The organism is Thalassobacillus sp. C254, from assembly GCF_001310615.1.
Genome location: NZ_BAXQ01000013.1, coordinates 69,664 through 88,904, shown reverse-complemented (window position 1 = coordinate 88,904; position 19,241 = coordinate 69,664). Strand labels below are relative to the sequence as shown.

The 19,241-nt window shown below is 41.3% G+C and carries 17 protein-coding genes and 3 pseudogenes; 8 read left to right on the top strand and 12 right to left on the bottom strand.

Going from position 1 to position 19,241, the window contains the following annotated elements:
* Nucleotides 1-142: 142 nt before the first annotated feature.
* On the bottom strand, nt 143-1,135 hold the full coding sequence (locus tag JCM19033_RS13260; RefSeq protein WP_054636651.1) for a DUF6612 family protein: 993 nt from the start codon (nt 1,133-1,135) through the stop codon (nt 143-145).
* A 226-nt stretch (nt 1,136-1,361) separates the two neighbouring features.
* Complete coding sequence (locus tag JCM19033_RS13255; protein WP_054636650.1) at nt 1,362-1,811, bottom strand: DUF2188 domain-containing protein; 450 nt, start codon at nt 1,809-1,811, stop codon at nt 1,362-1,364.
* Between the two features lie 202 nt (nt 1,812-2,013).
* On the opposite strand from JCM19033_RS13255, the gene JCM19033_RS24305 reads away from it, so the two are divergent.
* Nucleotides 2,014-2,508, top strand: coding sequence for an acetamidase/formamidase family protein (locus JCM19033_RS24305; protein ID WP_198153508.1), 495 nt, complete (start codon nt 2,014-2,016; stop codon nt 2,506-2,508).
* A 53-nt stretch (nt 2,509-2,561) separates the two neighbouring features.
* Nucleotides 2,562-3,086 (top strand): acetamidase/formamidase family protein, encoded by a 525-nt coding sequence (locus JCM19033_RS24300; RefSeq protein WP_198153507.1) that lies wholly within the window; start codon nt 2,562-2,564, stop codon nt 3,084-3,086.
* 55 nt (nt 3,087-3,141) lie between these two features.
* Here JCM19033_RS24300 and JCM19033_RS13245 read toward each other — a convergent pair whose 3' ends face one another.
* The 5 genes from JCM19033_RS13245 to JCM19033_RS25890 all read right to left on the bottom strand — a co-directional run bounded on the left by JCM19033_RS13245 (nt 3,142) and on the right by JCM19033_RS25890 (nt 5,819).
* Nucleotides 3,142-3,366: a hypothetical protein gene (locus tag JCM19033_RS13245; RefSeq protein WP_054636649.1), complete on the bottom strand. Its 225-nt coding sequence runs from the start codon at nt 3,364-3,366 to the stop codon at nt 3,142-3,144.
* Nucleotides 3,367-3,467: 101 nt separating this feature from the next.
* Nucleotides 3,468-4,364 (bottom strand): hypothetical protein, encoded by an 897-nt coding sequence (locus JCM19033_RS13240; RefSeq protein ID WP_269758197.1) that lies wholly within the window; start codon nt 4,362-4,364, stop codon nt 3,468-3,470.
* 26 nt (nt 4,365-4,390) lie between these two features.
* On the bottom strand, nt 4,391-4,660 hold the full coding sequence (locus tag JCM19033_RS25900; protein WP_269758196.1) for a hypothetical protein: 270 nt from the start codon (nt 4,658-4,660) through the stop codon (nt 4,391-4,393).
* 98 nt (nt 4,661-4,758) lie between these two features.
* Nucleotides 4,759-5,313, bottom strand: coding sequence for a glycosyltransferase (locus JCM19033_RS25895; protein WP_374701245.1), 555 nt, complete (start codon nt 5,311-5,313; stop codon nt 4,759-4,761).
* Between the two features lie 74 nt (nt 5,314-5,387).
* Nucleotides 5,388-5,819 (bottom strand): hypothetical protein, encoded by a 432-nt coding sequence (locus JCM19033_RS25890; protein WP_269758195.1) that lies wholly within the window; start codon nt 5,817-5,819, stop codon nt 5,388-5,390.
* 282 nt (nt 5,820-6,101) lie between these two features.
* Between JCM19033_RS25890 and JCM19033_RS13230 the strand changes: the two are divergent.
* The 3 genes and pseudogenes from JCM19033_RS13230 to JCM19033_RS13220 all read left to right on the top strand — a co-directional run bounded on the left by JCM19033_RS13230 (nt 6,102) and on the right by JCM19033_RS13220 (nt 9,418).
* Nucleotides 6,102-7,372, top strand: a pseudogene (locus JCM19033_RS13230) (UDP-glucose/GDP-mannose dehydrogenase family protein).
* On the top strand, nt 7,350-8,477 hold the full coding sequence (locus JCM19033_RS13225) for a glucose-1-phosphate thymidylyltransferase (RefSeq protein WP_269758194.1): 1,128 nt from the start codon (nt 7,350-7,352) through the stop codon (nt 8,475-8,477). The pseudogene JCM19033_RS13230 and the gene JCM19033_RS13225 overlap by 23 nt, the downstream one beginning before the upstream one ends.
* Nucleotides 8,474-9,418, top strand: a complete 945-nt coding sequence (locus JCM19033_RS13220) for an NAD-dependent epimerase/dehydratase family protein (RefSeq protein WP_054636647.1) — start codon at nt 8,474-8,476, stop codon at nt 9,416-9,418. Before JCM19033_RS13225 ends, JCM19033_RS13220 begins: the two co-directional genes overlap by 4 nt.
* Before the next feature lie 111 nt (nt 9,419-9,529).
* Here JCM19033_RS13220 and JCM19033_RS13215 read toward each other — a convergent pair whose 3' ends face one another.
* The gene (locus tag JCM19033_RS13215) at nt 9,530-10,858 is read right to left on the bottom strand and encodes a S8 family peptidase (RefSeq protein WP_054636646.1); all 1,329 of its coding nucleotides are present in this window, start codon (nt 10,856-10,858) and stop codon (nt 9,530-9,532) included.
* A gap of 165 nt (nt 10,859-11,023) precedes the next feature.
* On the opposite strand from JCM19033_RS13215, the gene JCM19033_RS13210 reads away from it, so the two are divergent.
* Together JCM19033_RS13210 and JCM19033_RS13205 are read left to right on the top strand one after the other, a co-directional pair.
* Nucleotides 11,024-12,022, top strand: a complete 999-nt coding sequence (locus tag JCM19033_RS13210; protein WP_306301344.1) for an AI-2E family transporter — start codon at nt 11,024-11,026, stop codon at nt 12,020-12,022.
* 344 nt (nt 12,023-12,366) lie between these two features.
* A complete protein-coding gene (locus JCM19033_RS13205; protein ID WP_269758193.1) occupies nt 12,367-13,290 on the top strand; it encodes a DMT family transporter in 924 nt (307 codons plus the stop codon).
* A 22-nt stretch (nt 13,291-13,312) separates the two neighbouring features.
* Here JCM19033_RS13205 and JCM19033_RS13200 read toward each other — a convergent pair whose 3' ends face one another.
* The 4 genes and pseudogenes from JCM19033_RS13200 to fdhF all read right to left on the bottom strand — a co-directional run bounded on the left by JCM19033_RS13200 (nt 13,313) and on the right by fdhF (nt 18,421).
* A complete protein-coding gene (locus tag JCM19033_RS13200) occupies nt 13,313-13,552 on the bottom strand; it encodes a hypothetical protein (protein WP_054636645.1) in 240 nt (79 codons plus the stop codon).
* Nucleotides 13,553-13,650: 98 nt separating this feature from the next.
* Nucleotides 13,651-14,900: pseudogene (locus tag JCM19033_RS13195) on the bottom strand (OFA family MFS transporter).
* Nucleotides 14,901-14,972: 72 nt separating this feature from the next.
* Complete coding sequence (locus JCM19033_RS13190; RefSeq protein WP_054636644.1) at nt 14,973-15,467, bottom strand: DUF1641 domain-containing protein; 495 nt, start codon at nt 15,465-15,467, stop codon at nt 14,973-14,975.
* Nucleotides 15,460-18,421, bottom strand: a pseudogene (gene fdhF / locus JCM19033_RS13185) (formate dehydrogenase subunit alpha). The gene JCM19033_RS13190 and the pseudogene fdhF overlap by 8 nt, the downstream one beginning before the upstream one ends.
* 541 nt (nt 18,422-18,962) lie before the next feature.
* Here fdhF and JCM19033_RS13180 point away from each other — a divergent pair.
* The gene (locus JCM19033_RS13180) at nt 18,963-19,202 is read left to right on the top strand and encodes a hypothetical protein (RefSeq protein ID WP_054636643.1); all 240 of its coding nucleotides are present in this window, start codon (nt 18,963-18,965) and stop codon (nt 19,200-19,202) included.
* Nucleotides 19,203-19,241: the final 39 nt, after the last annotated feature.

Below are 19,241 nucleotides of genomic sequence, written 5' to 3'. Positions count from 1 at the left end.
AGGCATCCATTTTGTGTTTAGACACAAGCGAGTGTATTTTTAACAATCAACCACCAGAATGATAATATAAGTAAGGCCCTCACCGACGGTGAAGGCCCTTCTATTTAGCCGTGTTTTGTTCCAGCCTCTTTTATTATTCTACCTACACCTTTACTTCCCGGGTGCGGCGTGCCAACAAGATCAATCCTGCCACTGCACTTAAAGCAATACCCGTAAACAGGAAAAAAGGATTGGTAGTGGCCGTATCAGGAAGAGCTCCTCCTTCTTCTTCACCGTGCTCTTCAAGCTGCTCATCAAGTAGTTCGTCAAATTCTACAGCACTTTCTTTTACCTCATCAGGGACGACCACAGCATCGACTCCATTAAAGTTATGAAGACTCATCACCATGGACATCTGGATGTTTATCACATCTTCTGTTCCTTCTTCAAGCCCCAGTGCCATATCCATATCCACATCCATAGACATTTCTGTAAGATAATACGTGTCTTTGTCGATTTTTAAGTCAAAGCTAAAGTCATTAAAGGAGACTTCTTCCATCATCTCATCCATCATTTCATCAAGCAGTTCCATCTCTTCTTCACTGCCCATTTGACCGTTCCCGTTCATTGTTTGCTGAGCAATGTCCCACAGTTCTTCTCCGTCTCCTTCGTATGTGAGAAGATAATGATCATTCTCTTCGTGGAGAACCATTTCTTCCCCTAAGGCTTCAACCTCTGCCAGTTGCTGGTCAGGACTTTGGTGGAGATCTTGTAAATCTCCAAAATCATCAGCCGGGAGTCTGACCCAGCTTCCATCAGGCTCTTCCTGATACATTCCCTCTTCGGTCCAGTAGGACTCCAGCGTTATTTCTTCTCCAAGTTCTTCTATCAAGGTTGTTTCTTTCTGCCATAAAGCAAATGGTTCTATCATAATATCCTGTTCAATATAAGAAGAAATTTCTGTCTGTTCCCCTAGAGGGTCATTCATCGTTTGATGAATATCAATTGTGGTCGAAAAACTGTTTATGTCCTTCATTGCTTCTCCTGATTGCTTAAGTACATCCGACGCGGACGACGCTCCTGCTGCTGAAGGGGCGAAAGTGAGTACTGCTGCCAAAGTGAGTGAGGTACCAGTTACTAGAAACTTTTTAGCCAAAACAATCTCTCCCATCCGTTTAAGAAAATTGTTGTAATGATCCCTTCGCTTTTGCCCCCTTTCAAGGATATAATCTATTACCTGGAAGACATTCCCTCGCTTGAAAATTTTAAAACATACATTAGCAATTTTCTAAAAATTTTTAAAGGTTGGTAAACTTTTTTGTAAATTAAAGGCTGTTTTTCTACTAAAAAAACCTTCCTGAATATACTCCAGGAAGGCAATGCTATTCATTTCTGCCATAGGAGAACCTGTCTTCGATAGAGCCATCTTCTTTTTTTATGACAGCTTCTGTTCCTTTATTTTCTGCTATTTCTTTTGCCCGCTTAACGGCCTCTGTTTTATCGCTGAAAACTTCGCTTGGTTTTTTTGCTCCTTTTGCCTGAACAGCCCAGCCATTGTCATGAGGCGTGACCAATTCTGCTCTTTCCATTAACTCAGGGCGATCCTCGTATTTTTTTCCTTCTTCAGACCGTTTCTGAGTATTACCCTCTTCCAGGAAGTCCTCGACTTCCTCTGATGATGCATTTTCATGCCATTCCTTTGCCTTTTCTGTTGCAATTGGGATGGCTCTTCCTTCACTGTATCCTTCATCAAGCATGGCATTCCCTATTTCAATTGCCTTTTTGCGCACTGATTTCTCAAAATTTTTCCAGGATGAAGGGTAATCATTCATATCCCAAGCATAGGTCTCAGCCTCCTTTCATTTACTTGCTTCTTCATACCCTATATCCTGAGAAATAACAGATTAAACCCCCTCCCATTGTCCTGAGTATTTTCTATTTCCCTGGTTTATCCCGCTAAGAACAGAGGGTAAAAAAGCAAGAGACCTATAATTTGGTTCTACCTATTTTACCTTTTTGAACAGGAGGGCATTTATGAGATTTCCTCACAATCGTGCTTCACTTTTATCGTCACTTACCGACGCAAATTACCATACTCTTAAAGCCTCATCCACTACAGTCCATTGGGGCTATTTCGATAAGTCTCTTTCTCCTGCACTGACAGTCGATTCCGGCGACCTTGTCTATGTGGAAACCGTAACACACCATGCTGGTGATGCTCCTGATTTAATGATGGATGAAGGTACAGAAGAAATATACCATTCAATTCCTGAAGAAAAACGTTCTCCTGGTCCGCATCTTTTAACAGGTCCGATTTATGTAAAAGATGCTGAGCCTGGAGATATGCTTGAAGTTGAGATTCTGGATCTGGCTCCAAGAATACCCTACGGCTCGAATGTAACAGCTCCCTGGGGATTTTTATATGATGAGTTTGATAAAAAAGAAAGAGTGACCATCTATGAAATTGACCCTAAAGGACAATGGTTAACAGCAAAATTTGCCTACGACTATCCAGCACCTATGATATAAACGGCCGAATACTCCTCCCTGACGAAGTCAATAGAGTTCCCGCACTTAGCAACGTGCAGATTCCTGCTCGTCTTCATATAGGGACGATGGGAGTGGCACCTGCGGAAGAAGGGCCGGTCAACACCATTCCACCATATCTTCATGGAGGAAATATAGATAATTGGAGAATAGGTGCAGGCACCACCATGTATTACCCAGTATTTAATGAAGGAGCTCTTCTTTCCTTAGGTGATGCCCACTTAACACAAGGAGACTGCGAGCTGAGCGGGACTGCCGTAGAAGGATCCTTGAATTGTTTACTTCGCGTAACGGTCCGCAAGGATTTCTCCTTTTCCCTTCCACTTCTTGAAACCTCTGATTCATGGATTATTCATGCATTCCATGAGGATTTAGATGAGGCTGCACGCATCGGATCATTAGAAGCGATACGTTTCCTCCATGATTTTCATGGAATGACAGAAGAAGATGCCTATTCCTTTTTAAGTGTGGCAGCAGATTTTTCAGTCACTCAAGTTGTAAATGAAAATAAAGGTATTCATATAGCACTCCCTAAAAAAGCATTTGGCCCCTCTAACTAAACAATAAAAACCCCCCGCCACGTTCCGGCAGGGGTTATTTCTCCCTTGGTATGCTTTACTTGCTATTATTGTTATTGTTGTTATTCATAATATCATTCATTACCATAGCTGCCTTCAGCAATTGTCTGACATTGTTTCTTCTTCTTCTCTTTTTATCTGTTTCTGCGGATTCAGATGTTGTGTTTGCCGCATCATCCAACTTCTTTTCTTCAGTTTTGTTCAAGGATTGTTTAGTTTTATTCTTAGCCTTCTTCTTTGAGTTGTCTTTTTCATCGGACATTGTGTTACGTGTTGATTTATTTTCAAATCGTTCATGAGAAGATCCTTCCGAAACCTTACCAGCTGTTTTCCTATTGGAAAGAATGCTGCTTTGATCTTGTGTTAAGGTTTCAGGCTGCTCCTCTTTTTCCTGCGCCAGGAAAATTCAAGCTCTGGTCCCTCCCATTCCGAGTACAATTTTGGATCCAGCTCTTTTACATGCTCGATAAAGTCACGTAGAAACTTCCTTTCACTAAGGTTTTCAAACAGCTCCAGAGGCTTACTTTGTTCTCGTTGAAAGGAATAAACGTGGTCAATGAGCTTGAACCCGTCTTTTGTGATGATTATATGGCGAAGAGGCGCATCGATTTGTGTAAACCCATTATTTTTCATCGTTACCAGCATATCAAGGAGTTTTTTTGAAATCTCTATAGAAAGGAATCGTTGTTTTTTTAGAAAGCTGTTTAAATCAGGTCCTAACAAGTATTCCATGACTGTATAATTTGGCTGAGTCTCAAACACTTTAGGAATAAAAGGAAGGTTTTGGCTTGATAATAATACATTCTGTTCTTCTTTTGCGTGATTTAATTTCCCGTAAATTTTCACGCATTTATCTTCCGCAATTCGATAAACAGCTCCTTGGTGACCTTTTCCGATAAGGGGAAGTGAAATAGCGCTGTCCACTTTCACCCCGCCGTCTGGTCCTTTTGACCCAACAACTATATCTCTGAAATCCATCTGGTTTTTGTTGAAAAAATCATCCCATTCGGTATATGTCACTGGGTCGAGTTTTTGTACATGCATTAAGAAGGACTCTCTCAACAGAATAATTTTTAAATCTCGTAAAAGCTTCAGCGGCACAGGATGATTTCTTTTAAAGCCGTTCACATGGTCCACTACTTTCAACTCTTCGTTTTCCATAACAAAAATATGGCGAAGTGGTGCATCTATCATAGTAAACCCGGCGCTTTTTAACCCATCAAGTATATCCAATAATTTTCTTGCTATATTTTCCGGCATAAACATACAGTTCTTCAAATACTCTTTTAGATTAGGGCATTAAAATACTCCATGACAACATAATTTTGCCCCGTCTCATAAAGTTTAGGCATAAACGGCAAATGCTGGCCTGCTTTTAACGCTTCACTTTCCATTTCTGCCTGTACGGGGTCCTCGTAAATCTTAACGCATTTTTCCTCTGACAGCTTAAACACTGCCCCCTGGGAACCCATTCCGATTAATGGAAAGCTGGTAGGGTTGTGAATTTCCAGCATTTTTTCTCCTTTACTCACCGTAATAGAAGTGAAGTCTTCCATCTTATCCTCCTCCTTTAAGAACCATTCTCCTTCCAAAGATTATATTTCTTCTCTCTGTCCACGTCATGATTATGAAAAACAGTCATCAAGTCTTTTACTTATTTCCCTTTCAACAACTCATCGTAATACTTTGCCTGCTCGAGAAGCTGTGCTTCCTGGTCAAACCTTTCCTCCACTACTTTTCTGGCTGCAGAAGTATACGTCTCCCAATTTTCTCTATTTTCGATCATATCCCGAAGAGCTTGCTCCAGCTCTTCGACATTATTTTCCGGTACTAGTATTCCGTCCTGTTCATGAGTAATGATCTCAGGAATGCCCGCGTGAGTAGTAGATATTACAGGTAATCCAATCGCCATGGCTTCCTTGATCGTATTAGGAATGCCTTCCACGTTTCCGTCAGAGGATTCTAAGCTGGCTGCGCAAAATAAATCAGCGTTACTCATATATTCTCTTACTTTGTCTTTGGATACATGCTGAATAAGTTTAAACGAGTCCCCAAGATTAAGCTGGGAGGCTAAAGACTTAATATATTCCTCCTCTCTACCGCTTCCTATGACTGTTAAGGAAGCGTGAGGATAGTCTTTTCTAATTTTGTCAAAAGCCTGCATGACAATGTGGTGACCCTTTTTTTCTACAAGCCTTCCAGCTGAGATTATATTTAAAGAATCACTATTGTTTGGCGGGCGATAAGTGTATTGGCTTAGGTCTACACCCCCATAGAGGACTCTTATTTTTTCAGATGGGCATCCCCATGCCTGATTCTTTCTGCCAGATAGTTACAGACCGGAAAAAACTGTTCCCCCTCTTCAAAAAGCATTTTCATGTTTTCATAATAACCGACCCTATTCTCCGCTAATGTTGCATCAACCCCTCGAATGCTTGTCACCAACGGAAGATTTGTTTCCTTTTTAAATGGAATTAATAACAAGCCGAGCTGGCCATGGTGGGCATGCAGAAGAGAAACCCCCTGCTCCTTCACAAATGTCTGGGGGGATAATATTTCATTAAGGTAGTGAACTTTATCATTTAATAAAGATAGATCAACCATATATTTGGGCTGCCTGACTAAATGAATATAGTCATAGCGCGGCACATTCCTAATTTGAGGGATATATTGAGTTGGATCAACTCTTAGATTTAAATGAATTACTTTTCCCAATCCTGTCGTCTCCTTTCCTGCAAGAAGTCATATTTTAGTCTTCTTTTCCATGCTATTCAGCCAGAAAGAGAAAGCTTAGACTTCTACGAGATTTAAGAAAAATAGGAGTATCACCCGACTAGGAGGTTGGAAAAGAAAGCTACTTGCCTATGATCAGGGAAGCACTTTAGTAATTTTTTTAACCAAGCGGTATCCGCCGTTTCTCCTAGCGGCTTCACCAATAAAATAATAGCAATCCCTGAAAAAAGAGGTGGGACTTTCGTGGATGTATTATTTATAGGAATGGGATATGTAGGCACAACTACCGCAATAGCATTGTGCCAAGCCGGTCACAAAGTAACTGGATTTGACATTGATCAACGGAAAATAGACTCCTTGAATAGTGGCAACTATACTTTTATGAGCCAAATATAGAAGAAATGCTGGTAAAGAACCTATCAAACAAACAGCTTTCTTTTACTACGGACCCTAAGTCAGGCATTGAAAATAATGACATTATCTTTATCACCGTGGGTACACCCTCCTTTGAAAATGGGGAAGCAGACGTATCCTACGTTAAAACTGCCGCCAAGATGATTGGACAGTATATGAATAAAGAAAAAACTGTCGTTGTCAAAAGTACTGTACCGATTGGTACCACTCAAAAAGTTAAAGAGTGGATCATCGAAGAAGGAAACCACCCTTCTAAAATTTCTATTGTTATGAATCCAGAATTCCTGCGAGAAGGAAACGCTTTAGAGGATGCTCTTTATCCTGACAGAATAGTCATTGGCAGTACTGATCGGAAAGCAGTAGCAGATTTAACTAAACTTTACGAGTCATGGTCCTGTCCGATCCTACAGACCAGCTCTCAAGAAGCTGAAATGATAAAGTACGCATCTAATTCATTTTTGGCTGCCAAAATTTCTTTTATTAATGAAATAGCTAAATTATGCGATACTCTCCAAATCAACGTAAACCATGTAGCAAAAGGAATGGGACTCGATACACGAATTGGACCGCATTTTTTGCAGGCTGGTCTCGGATACGGCGGCTCTTGTTTTCCAAAGGATGTAAAAGAATTAATAACCACTGCCTTTGGGAATGGAGCCCCGCTGGAAATCCTTCAAATGGTTGAGGAGGTTAATCAAAAACAAGGACAATACTTTCTCGAAAAAGTAAAAAAGAAACTTGTCTCTTTACAAGGAAAAAAAATAGCGGTACTAGGGCTATCTTTCAAGCCCCACACTGACGATATCAGGGAATCTGTGTCTCTTCTCCTCTTGGACAAATTAATCAAAGAAAAAGCTCAGATATATGTTCATGACCCGATTGTAAAACTCCCTTCCCCATGGCTGAATCAGGGAGTCACTCAATGTATAAATCCCTACGAGGCCGTTAAAAACGCAGATGCACTTTTACTTTGCACAGATTGGCCTCATTACACAAAGTTAGACTGGAAGAAAATTCATTCTGTCATGAATCAAGCTTACATTTTTGATGGAAGAAATATGCTGGATGCAGACAAAATGAAAAACCTTCAGTTTCATTATGAAGGGATTGGATATTCATAAATTTTCTTACCAGAAAAAAGAAGAAAGGAGTTTTGGACGGATGAAAGGATTAATTCTAGCAGCCGGTAAAGGGACGAGATTAAGGCCCCTGTCATACAGTAAACCAAAACCCCTATTACCAGTAGCTAACCAATCAGTCATCATGTATGGAATAGAGCATCTCTATAAGATTGGCATAAAAGATATCGGCATCGTTATCAGTCCCCACGAACAGGAAAACTTTAATAAATATCTTACCCTGCAAGTTCGAAAAAATATTACTATCACTTATATTTATCAAGAACACCCAAAAGGAGTTGGGCATGCAATTAGACAGGCTGAGGATTTTATTGGGGAAGACTCTTTTTGTTTGCTGTTAGGAGACAACCTGATTTATGAATCCCTGGAGACTTTAAAGAAAAACTTTATTAACAAAAACGTTCAAAGCACAGTACTGGTTACAGAGGTAAAACAACCTAGTGACTATGGGATTGCCGAAATTAGAGACGGAAAGATTGTCAACATTGAAGAAAAACCCGCCAACCCAAAATCTAACCTAGCAGTGATTGGAGCGTATATCTTTACTCCTTTAATTTTTAAAGCTATCAATTCAATTTCGCCATCTGAAAGAGGGGAATACGAAATTACTGACGCTATTCAATGGCTAATCAATCAAAACTATCAAGTTAATTATGTGAAAACTGATAAACCTACCTCTGATGTAGGTACAATGGAAAGATGGCTTGAAGCTAATAAATGGATGCTTCAAACCCGGGGAAATGATAATGATCAAGAATTTAATGAAAACGTCATCAGGTCTATTATCATACCGCCAGTGAAGTTAGGAGATAATTGTAAAATTAAAGATTCTATCATAGGTCCATATGTATCTATCGGCTCGCACACTAATATAGAAAAATGCAGCATCAAAAACAGCATCATCCTCAACGATTGCCATTTTAAAAATATTCCATTTGTGATTTCTGACAGTATATTTGGTGAAAGCACCATCTTTAAGGGATGCAGTAAGTCAAATAACATGGTAAGTGGCATTTTTGCTGACCAGTCATCTTTAATACTGCCAAGTACTCTCAACAACGTGAAGAAGAAAGAGGGAGGGTCATGACAAAAGTTCTTGTCACAGGATGTGCCGGATTTATCGGTTCTACGTTAGTAGATTCTTTATTAAAACAAGGCTACGAAGTTACAGGGATTGACTGTTTCACAGATAACTACGATATTCGCATTAAACAAAAAAACATGAAGCCTTCCTCTCATCATAAAAGGTTTAATTGGATTCAAGGTAATCTCCTCAGCATTGACGTCAAAGATCTCATTGAAACCCACCCGTATGTATTTCATCAGGCTGCATTGCCAGGAGTGCGAAAAAGCTGGGGGGAAGACTTCCATGCTTATGTAGAGCACAATATACGCGCGACACAAAAATTGTTGGAAGCAGTTAAAAACAGCAATATGAATAAATTGGTTTATGCTTCATCTTCATCTGTATATGGAACAATGAACGGACCAACCTCTGAAGAAAAATTACCAGCTCCTTACTCTCCTTACGGAGTAACAAAGCTTTCAGCAGAACACCTGTGCCAATTGTATCAGCAAAACTACGGTGTACCGGTTATCTCCTTACGATATTTTACTGTCTACGGTCCGAGACAGCGCCCTGACATGGCCATTCACCAGTTTATTAAGAATATCCTTGCAGGTCAGCCAATCACCATTTACGGCCAAGGAGAGCAAACAAGAGATTTCACCTACATTAGGGATGCTGTGGAGGCCAATATTCAGGCTATGGATAACGGTATTTCAGGTGAAGCTTATAATATAGGCGGCGGAACGAAAATTAGTGTACACGATTTAATCAAAATAATTGAAACAATCACCTGTAAAAAAGCAAAAATAAACTATTTGCCAAAACAGCCTGGAGATGCTGAGCATACATGGGCGGATATCACTAAAGCAAGGAATGATTTACAATTTAGCCCCTCATATTCCTTGGAAAAAGGAATTTATCATCAAATGTTGCAAATAAAAGATTTATATGGACTCTAAAAAATGTAGTCTATTAAGTATTACATTTTTCCAACCTCTGCAAAAAACATCATGAAAGCCTGCTGTGTCATACCTTTCACACAACAGGCTTTATATTTTACACAAAAAGATTTAAGTCCGCTCAATAGAATTCTTTGCATTTATATACCCAGCACCATAAATGTTTGGATCTCTATCTGTCCATAACTTTGCACCTTCCATCAACTGCTTTTTAACCTGAGAAGGCGTTAAGGAAGGGTCGTTTTCTAGCATTAAGGCAATAACCCCTGCACAAATGGGTGCAGCCATGGACGTTCCCGACATTGTAAAGTAATGGGACCCTACTCTATTTAATTTTTGGTATTTGTCAATAAATGAACTAGGGGCACGTAGAGAAGTTATATTTACCCCAGGGGCGACGATGTCCGGTTTGGTTTCTCCATATATAGTCGGACCTCTGCTTGAAAAGCTTGCAATCACATCATCAGAATGATCTACGGTATTTCGATTATCAAGTGCTCCTACTGTTATAATATCAGAACTAAGCCCGGGAGTTCCTATTGTTTGGGAATTAGGTCCTTCATTACCTGCCGCGGCAACAACCACAATGCCTTCCTTCCAAGCAGCTTGAACCATCTTGACCATAGGATCCTCACTCTCATCATCATACCTTGGTGAAGCACTTCCCAAAGATAGATTCATGATATGAATCGGTTGATCCTTATTGTTTTCATTATAATCTATACACCACTGAATTCCTCTTGTTACCGTTTCCAGCGATCCTGCCCCGCCTTTGTTTAATACCTTTACACCGATAATTCGAGATTCCGGAGCTGGAGCCTTGTACCGGCCGTTTGAAGCCCTTCCATCGCCAGCTGCACAGCCTGCTACATGAGTGCCGTGACCATTATCGTCATACGGTGTATGCCGGTTATCAATAAAGTCTGCAAAATCTATAATTCTCCCTTCCAAATCCTGATGTTCCTCTACACCGGTATCTATAATAGCAATCGTCACTCCTTTTCCTGTCAAGCCTGTATCGTCTCTTGCAACGCTGCCGGCATATGCAGCTGGAACCGCCGTGTCAAGAAAAGCTTTCACTTCTCTATTTAAATATACTTTTTTCACATGTGAACATTGGTCAGCAAGCATGCCGATAGCTTCCGGTGTGAGAGTTGCACTGCAGCAGGATATTTTAGGAAATTGATGTCTGTTTTTGCATCTTCTTTTGCTGCTTACAAGAGAACAAAGCTCCTCAAATCCTTGATCATAACAATCTTGTTTGAATTCTATGATGACTTCTACTCGTTTTGTTTTATTTAAAACTTTTTCTAAGGTACTATGAAGGAAACAAGGTGTGCGCTTAAACGGTTTATAAGTGTGAATTAGATGTTCACGAAGAGGAGCGTCCAGCTTATAGGCATGAGCACGTACCATTTGTATCATTTTATATCCAAACATATTCTCATCCTTTCTCATAGACTTTATATACTCTATGAAAAGGAAAGAGTGTGTGGCACGGCACATTGTCCACCAGTTATAAGGGCCTTTTCCTTGTATGCAAGTTTAAAAAGTTTAATGAAAGGAAAAGGAAAAAATAAAAAATATTATATTAGGAGACCGACTATGCCGAAGACAAAGTGGTTTTATTTTCTCTACAGCGCTGTGCTTATCTTACTTATCATCTTTTTAGGCACACAAGTAGGTTTTATTTTCCGGCCGATAGGCCAGGCGATTGGGGCCCTCGCCCCTGTCCTTATCATCGGGACCGTACTGTATTATATATTACGCCCGCTGGTAAGGCTATTAAGTAAGTGGATACCAAAAGCGCTGTCTATTGTTATTATTTTTGCAGCCTTTGCTGGGGTATTCACAGCGTTAATTATTTGGGTCGGACCCATTTTGCAGAACCAGATTAATAATCTGGTAAACAATGTTCCTGCTTATGCCCAAAATGTCCAGCAATGGGCAAATGATTTGATGGAGCATGAATATGTACAACAGATTCAAAACGAGGAAGCTTTACAGGATTTGGACCCTTCCAACATCGCTGATAACTTCACCAATTATTTAGGGAACATTGGAAGCAACATTTTAGGATTTGTAGGCACTTTGTTTAGTATTATTACTGTCCTTGTCGTGCTCCCCTTTGTTCTTTTCTTCCTATTAAAAGATGGCCATAAGCTCCCAAATAATATTCTCCGTTTTCTTCCTGAGGAAGAATCCAAAGAAGGGAAAAAAATCCTGAAAGATATGGATCATACGCTGAGCTCTTATATTCAGGGACAGGCTATTGTCAGTGTATGTGTAGGGATCTTGTCATACATTGCCTACTTAATTATCGGCCTTGAATATTCTTTGATATTAGCTCTGGTCGCTATGTTTACAAATCTCATTCCTTTTGTGGGACCTTTTATTGGAACGATTCCTGCGGTTATTGTTGCTTTATTTGATGAACCTATTACCGCTCTCTGGGTTATTATAGCGATTGTTATTATTCAGCAGATTGAAAGCAACCTGATATCCCCAAATGTAATGGGCAGAGCGCTATCTATTCATCCATTAACCATTATTCTGCTACTTCTGCTGGCAGGAAATGTTGCTGGACTTGTCGGCTTATTTTAGCCATCCCGGTTTATGCGGTGAGTAAAGTCATTGTACAGAATATTTACCGTCTGCTCCGTCTGCGCTATCCTCAAATCCCTTAAAAATATTCATCCAGGATGTTGAGAATCTCTTCTCAACATCCTGTTTTTATGTCTATAGGTGCCTGGCACCGCTGCTGTGAGGTAACAAAAATCCCAAGAGATCCCTAGCCAAAGGGAAAGGTATATTACAAAGTGTCAAGGTGCCAGGCACCCCCTTTATAAATATTTTTATGGTATTTTTTCCATAATAGTGAGAAAATGAGCTCAGACAATAATGTGCTTTCTTGACCCATAATAGACATAGAGATTGGAGAAAAGAAGGTGATTGACGTGCGTCCTCTTACAGCTTATGGAATGACTCTTGCAGGCGCTTCGTTTTGGGGAGTAACAGGCCTGTTTGTTCAGCAGTTATACACATATGGATTTACCCCAGTGCAAGTAGTAACTATACGTATGACTCTTTCTGCAGTGATTATGTTCATGTTTATAGGCGCTCTTAAGCCGTATTTTCTGAAAATACACGTTCGTGACATTATTCATTTTATTGGTCTCGGTGTTGTGAGTATTGCCTTCTTTAATTGGTTCTACTTCACAGTAATGGAACAATCCTCCTTATCGGTTGCTGTCATTCTCCTGTATACGAGTCCTGTCTTTGTAGCATTATTATCCAGAATATTCTTTAAAGAAGCTCTCACGCCAAACAAAATTTTGGCTATATTCTCTACTTTGCTCGGCTGTGCCTTAGTTGCTGGATTACTGCCAGGAGGATCAATGGCTATTACTCCTCAGGTGCTCCTGTTTGGTCTTGCCTCGGGCTTCTTTTGTGCATTGTATAGTGTTATTGGAAAGTTTGTGAGCAGAAAATACAATTCGATTACCATTACCTCTTATTCCATGCTGTGCGGCAGTCTCTTTTTATTACCTGTGAGTGGAATTGAGCAGAATCTTGAACCATTTACTGAACCAGTGGTATGGGTATATGCCGTTGGAAGTGTGTTAGTCTCCACCATCCTTGCTTATATCCTTTACACGGCAGGCTTGAAATATATAGAAGCTTCTCATGCAGCCATTTTATCAACTGTCGAGCCTATAGTGGCCATTTTGGTAGGGGTCACTATATTTAGCGATTATTTGTCAGTGTGGCAAATGGCTGGAATCTTTTTTATTTTTTCATCCGTTCTTTTATCTATTTTTTCAAGAAAAAGAAAGTTCACCCCCACGCAAGAAAAAGCACCCAGCTCTTAGAGCGGGGTGCTTCCCGTTTCCCTTATACTTTTTCAACAACGTATGCTTTTTTTTCACGATAATGCTTTTCTCCATCTTTTTGGTAATGTTCAAAGAAACCTTCAAACTCATGAGTTACTTTGTACTCACGCTCCGGGTGAGAGAAAATATGGTTTTCATTGGTAGATAACAAAAGCACATCAGTAGTGGATACAAAGCTGTCCAGCTCTTTTGCAGAATAAACTGCTCCTGGTTTTAAAGTTGTTAGTCCTGGTTTTGACATATCTATTAACCACCTTTCCTATGCTTTGTAGAAAAGATTCCCAGGGGCTACCTCTATTAAACGTTGGATTGGAATCCCGATTTTCGGTCTATTTCCCTTTATGCTGCACTCTGCTTCTCTTCTTTAAGTCTCTTTATATCACTGCGTATCCATAGGGAGACAAAGAGTGCCACGACAAACATTCCACCGAAAATATACATCGTTAACGCATAACTGTCGGTTGTTTCTCGGAGCCAGGAAACGAGAACGGGACCTGCTAACCCCGCTGCAGCCCAGGCTGTAAGAATATAGCCGTGAATCGCTCCGAGCTGCTTTGTACCAAAAATATCACCAATATATGCCGGGATTGAAGCGAAGCCCCCTCCGTAACAAGTCATAATCAGGAAAACAATGATTTGGAAGAGTAAAGCCTGCGTAATGTTGGGCAATAAAATAAATGATACTACCTGAATAGCAAAAAATGCTGTATACACGTTAGGCCGGCCAATATAATCCGAAATTGATGCCCACGCTAAGCGGCCGGCTCCATTAAAGAACCCCATAATTCCTACCATGGCAGCTGCTGCTCCAGCTGTGAGTCCAGCAATTTCCTGTGCCATTGGCGAGGCAACGGACAATATGGCAATGCCGCAGGTGACATTAATAAAAAGCATCAGCCATAAAAAATAGAACCTTCTTGTTTTGATCGCTTCATTGGCCGTTAAATACGAGAGGTCCTCCTTTGGAGAACTTTTCCCTTGCTCCTCTTTTTCACGCATTCCTTTTGGCATCCAGCTTCGGGAGGCTTTTGAAGATAAAGAGCTGATCCAAGCATAATGACAAAATAGATTGTACCTAAAATGTAAAAGGTGCTTGCAATTCCCGCTCCTTCAATCAGTGCCTGAATGACTGGACTGGCAATTAACGAGGCAAAACCAAAACCCATGATCGCTAATCCAGTAGCAAGTCCTCGTCTGTCTGGAAACCATTTTACCAGGGTAGAAACCGGAGTAATGTAGCCTACGCCAAGACCTATGCCCCCAAGCACTCCATAAAATAGATAAAGAAGATAAATAGATTCAATCTGGATGGCAGCTCCTGAACCTATCATTCCTACTCCGAAAAAAATAGTAGAAACGAGTCCTGAGCGGCGGGGGCCATGCTTTTCCACGAAGTGACCCATAAACGCAGCAGATAAACCGAGGAATAGGATTGCGATGCTAAAAGTAAGAGAAATCGCTGTCAAATTCCAATTAAACTCTTCATTCAGAGGAGTAGTAAATACGCTCCAGGAATAAACAGAACCAATCGAGATATGAATTCCAACAGCAGCTGCTGCAATCAGCCAACGATTTTTATTCGTTTCCAAAACGACGTCATCTCCTCTAATGTGGTTTTGCTTAGGCATGTACCTGTGCAATAGAATGCACAGGCCCCTATTTTATCGGTTTCTTTCCATTGGTTCCGTCTCTTCTCCCATTCCTCGCAAGAAGGTGAGCATTAAGGTTACCGCCCTGTTGATCTCAGGATCCCGCATTGCTTTTATAAGATTCATCGTACTTGTTTTAGCTTCAGAATCAGAGTGGTGAGCCACCCGTTCGATCCCTGTATTTACCTTAAGAAGGATAGGCTCCAATTCCTTTACATTAATCGTGCCAAGGGTGCCAATCATAAGAAGCAGGTTTTTTAGAGTATTGGTGTTTTCAGGCTTGCTTGCTTCTTTAACAATGATCTCTAATACTTTATCTCCTTCTGAAAAGAGCCCGTTTATCATAGAGGTCGTTCCTGAGGTATGAAGGTTATTGAAAAGCTTGATTGTTTCAAGGATAGAATCCTTGTTTTCCACAAGAGCATCCTGAATCTCTTCCAGATCCTGCTGCTTTTTTTCCTCGGGTGACAGCTCCATAGGCTTAATTGCTTTAATTGGTTTAGCCATTTTTCACCTTACGCCCCTTTCTGACAACATCTCCTGGGAATACATAATCTTTTCTCTTCCACTTTTCCTCTACTTTCACGCCAATTTGCGGCTGCGGGTTGCCGTTTCGATGATTAGTGCTTGGAAGAGGAGTTTTCCCCTTCGCTTCCAGAATCTCCATTTTGGCTGACACTTCTTTGTAAGCAGGGGTATCCGTGTCTTTATCTGCTTTACTGCTCGTTAAATAGTTAATGGCCCCTTCCCCGGAGTCATTCATTGGAATGTAAAGCTCTTTTCCTTTTACCCGGTCTGTAACAAGACATTGAAGCTTGACTGATCCATAAGGAGATGACAGTCTCACTAATGTTCCGCTTTCTAATCCTCTCTCTTCAGCAAGCTCAGGTGAGACCTCTACCCACGCCTGTGGTGTTTTGCTTGTAATCCCCTCTGCTTTGTACGTCATATTGCCTTCATGGAAATGTTCAAGGAGACGACCATTATTCACATGAAGATCATATTCTTCTTCATACTGAATCGGCATGGTCCAGGACACCGGGTACAATCTGGCTTTGCCGTCTGGGAACGGAAACTCTTTCTCAAAAAGTAACGGCGTATCTGCGCCATCAGCTGCTACCGGCCACTGCAGACTTTCATAGCCCTCAAGACGTTCATAGGTTACTCCAGAAAACAGCGGAGCCAGGCTGGCGGCTTCTTCCATAATCTCTTTAGGATGTGAATAGCTCCACCCTGCGCCAAGAGAATTGGCTACCTCCGTGATTATCTGCCAGTCGGGTTTTGAGTCGCCAAGAGGTTCTAATGCCTGGTAAAGACGTTGAATCCTTCTTTCCGTATTCGTAAATGTCCCCTCTTTTTCAAGGCTTGGGCTTGCAGGAAGCACCACATCAGCAAATTGAGCCGTTTTTGACAAAAACACATCCTGGACAACAAAGAAGTCCAGCTTTTCAAAGGCGGCATGCACATAGTTGAGGTTAGAATCAACAATACCCATATCTTCTCCCTTTAGTACATTCCTTTTACTGAACCTTCATGTATAGCTGCGACCATTTCATGGTTGTTTAAACCGATCTCCCCGGACAGCTCAACTCCCCACGCTTTTTCATATTTTTCTCGCACCTTTTCGTCTGTTACCAGCTCGTAGCCAGGGAAGCGATTAGGCATACTTCCGAAGTCACTTGCGCCTTGTACATTGTTATGGCCGCGGAGGGGATAAGTTCCTGCCCCAGGTTTCCCATAATTACCCGTAATGAGCATCAGATTGGAAATCGCCGTACTCGTATCACTTCCTCCTGAATGCTGAGTAACTCCCATGGCCCACAAAGAACATACTGTGTTTGCCTCGGCAATCATTTTTGCCACTCTCTCAAGGGTTTTCTGATCAATACCTGTCACTTCTTCAGCGTATTCCATGGTATAAGGCTCAAGGCTTTTTATATAGTCATCAAGCCCATTTACTCTCTTTTCCAGAAAATCGTCATCGGCCCAGCCTTGTTCAATGATATATTTTGTAACCGCTGACAGCCATACTAAATCTGATCCGCCTTTAGGCTGAATAAACAAGTCAGACCGTTCTGCCATTTCATGCTTTCGAAGGTCAGCGACGATGACTTTCTGTCCGTGAAGTTTTTGTGACTTCTTGACTCTCGTAGCAAGCACCGGGTGAGACTCAGAGGTATTCGACCTATGATTAACACCAGTTCAGCCTGTTCAATATCCTTAATCCCGCCTGAATCACCACCATAACCGACTGTACGGAATAACCCTTCCGTTGCAGGTGTCTGGCAGTAACGAGAACAGTTGTCTACATTATTAGTACCAATCACGCCTCGGGCAAGCTTTTGCATCAGGTACGATTCCTCGTTTGTAGTTTTCGAGGAACTGATAAAGCTTAAGGAATCTTTTCCTTCTTTCTCAATGAGCTCAGTAAATTTTCCAGATATCAGAGAAAGGGCTTCACTCCATTCTGCTTCGCGGAAAGAGTCATTTTCACGAATTAATGGTTTCGTAATCCTTTCCTCACTATTTACGTAGTCCCAGCCGAACTTTCCCTTAACACAGGTAGAAATACTGTTTGCAGGTGCTTCCTGCTGAGGTTCTACTTTTAATATTTTCCTGTCCTCAGTAGTCCACACATCAAAGCTGCAGCCCACGCCGCAGTAAGTACATACGGTCTTTGTCTTATTAATTTTTGCATCTCTCATGGCCGCTTCCATTTCAGAGATTGCCAGAATAGATCCGTAACCGGTTTCAACATTTTTAGTAATCTCAATCATCGGACGCAATGTGTCCTTGTTTATGCCTGTCATATAGCCTGCATTACCCTCCATTCCTTTCTCCATCATGGCGTTACAGGGGCAGACAGTGGAACAGTGGCCGCAACTCACGCAGGAAGATTCATTAATAGGCACATCATTGTCCCAAATCACGCGAGGTTTTTCCAAACTCCAGTTAATAGATAACGTTTCCGTGACCTGAAGATCCTGGCAGGCTTCTACACACCGCCCGCAAAGGATGCATTGATCTGGATCATAGCGGTAATATGGATGCGATTCGTCTTTCTCCACTGGCTTTTGTTCAAAAGGAATGCTTTGATGATTAATCTGCATATCTTTAACAGTATTATGGACTTCACAGCCCCCATTATTGTAGTCGCAGACCGTACAGTACAATTCATGGTTATGAAGAATTTGATCCATTGCAATCACCTGAGCGTCCTGGACGTCCTGCTTCACCGTGTCAATTTTCATACCGTTTTGAATTGGGGTATCACAGGAGCGGACAAGTTCACCATCCACCTCAATGATACAGGTATCACAGGTTTTAATAGCCCCCAGGCTCGGATGATAGCAAACCTGAGGAATCTCGATGGAACTCTTGTTGAGAAAGTCAAGGGTGCTATCCCCTTCCTTGGCTGGTGTTTCCACACCATTTACTTGAACTCTCACTTCTTTTCCCATCTAAACACCCTTTCATTATGGAATAAATGTTTTAAACCCCTATGTAGGATTTTTACCACTTTTGTCATATAACTTTGTCTACCCTTGCTTAAGCAGGCAAAAACATTAATTTTTCTGATTATTGATGCATTTATAACGACTCAAAAACCGTAATACAAAGGAGTATAGTTACAATCCCAAGGCGCATGAGATTTCCAGAACTAACAAAGCCCAACCTACCGGGTCAAATAACCAATCAAATGAAACCAAGATACATATCATGGGTATAAAGAAGACTCTGTTATAAAGTAAGTATTGAGTGTTCTTATCGTCTTAATGATTTTCCTTTCATACTCAACGGATGAACGACTGGACGCGGACACATAACACTCAGATGAAGACCCAATGCCGTTAGGAGCCACGATGGACTTTGGCAAAGGAGCATTGTCAGCGCAGTATGTGTTGCGCTCCCGCAAAAGCGGCGAAGTGCAGGAAGGCAATTATATAGCAATATTGCATTAGTATTTAAAGAAACCGCAATTTTTTAAAAGGGGGCATTAGTTTGGCGATACCGAATTTAGCTGCAGTCACTGTGGAGATCACAGAAATTGAGGGTGCTGCTCTTTCGCAGCCCATCACTGTTTTTACAGATGCAGCATTTCCTGTCATAAATGGCACGGCTGACATAGATGTACTTGGAGAAAGCAGAGAGATCCCCTGCCCTACAAACGGTGTAGTAGCAACCGTTAACGTCGATGGCATTGGAGAGGTCACTCTTACGATTCAGGCGGATTTGATTTAACGTATATTGCTCAGACACCCCTACTCCGTAAACGTTTTC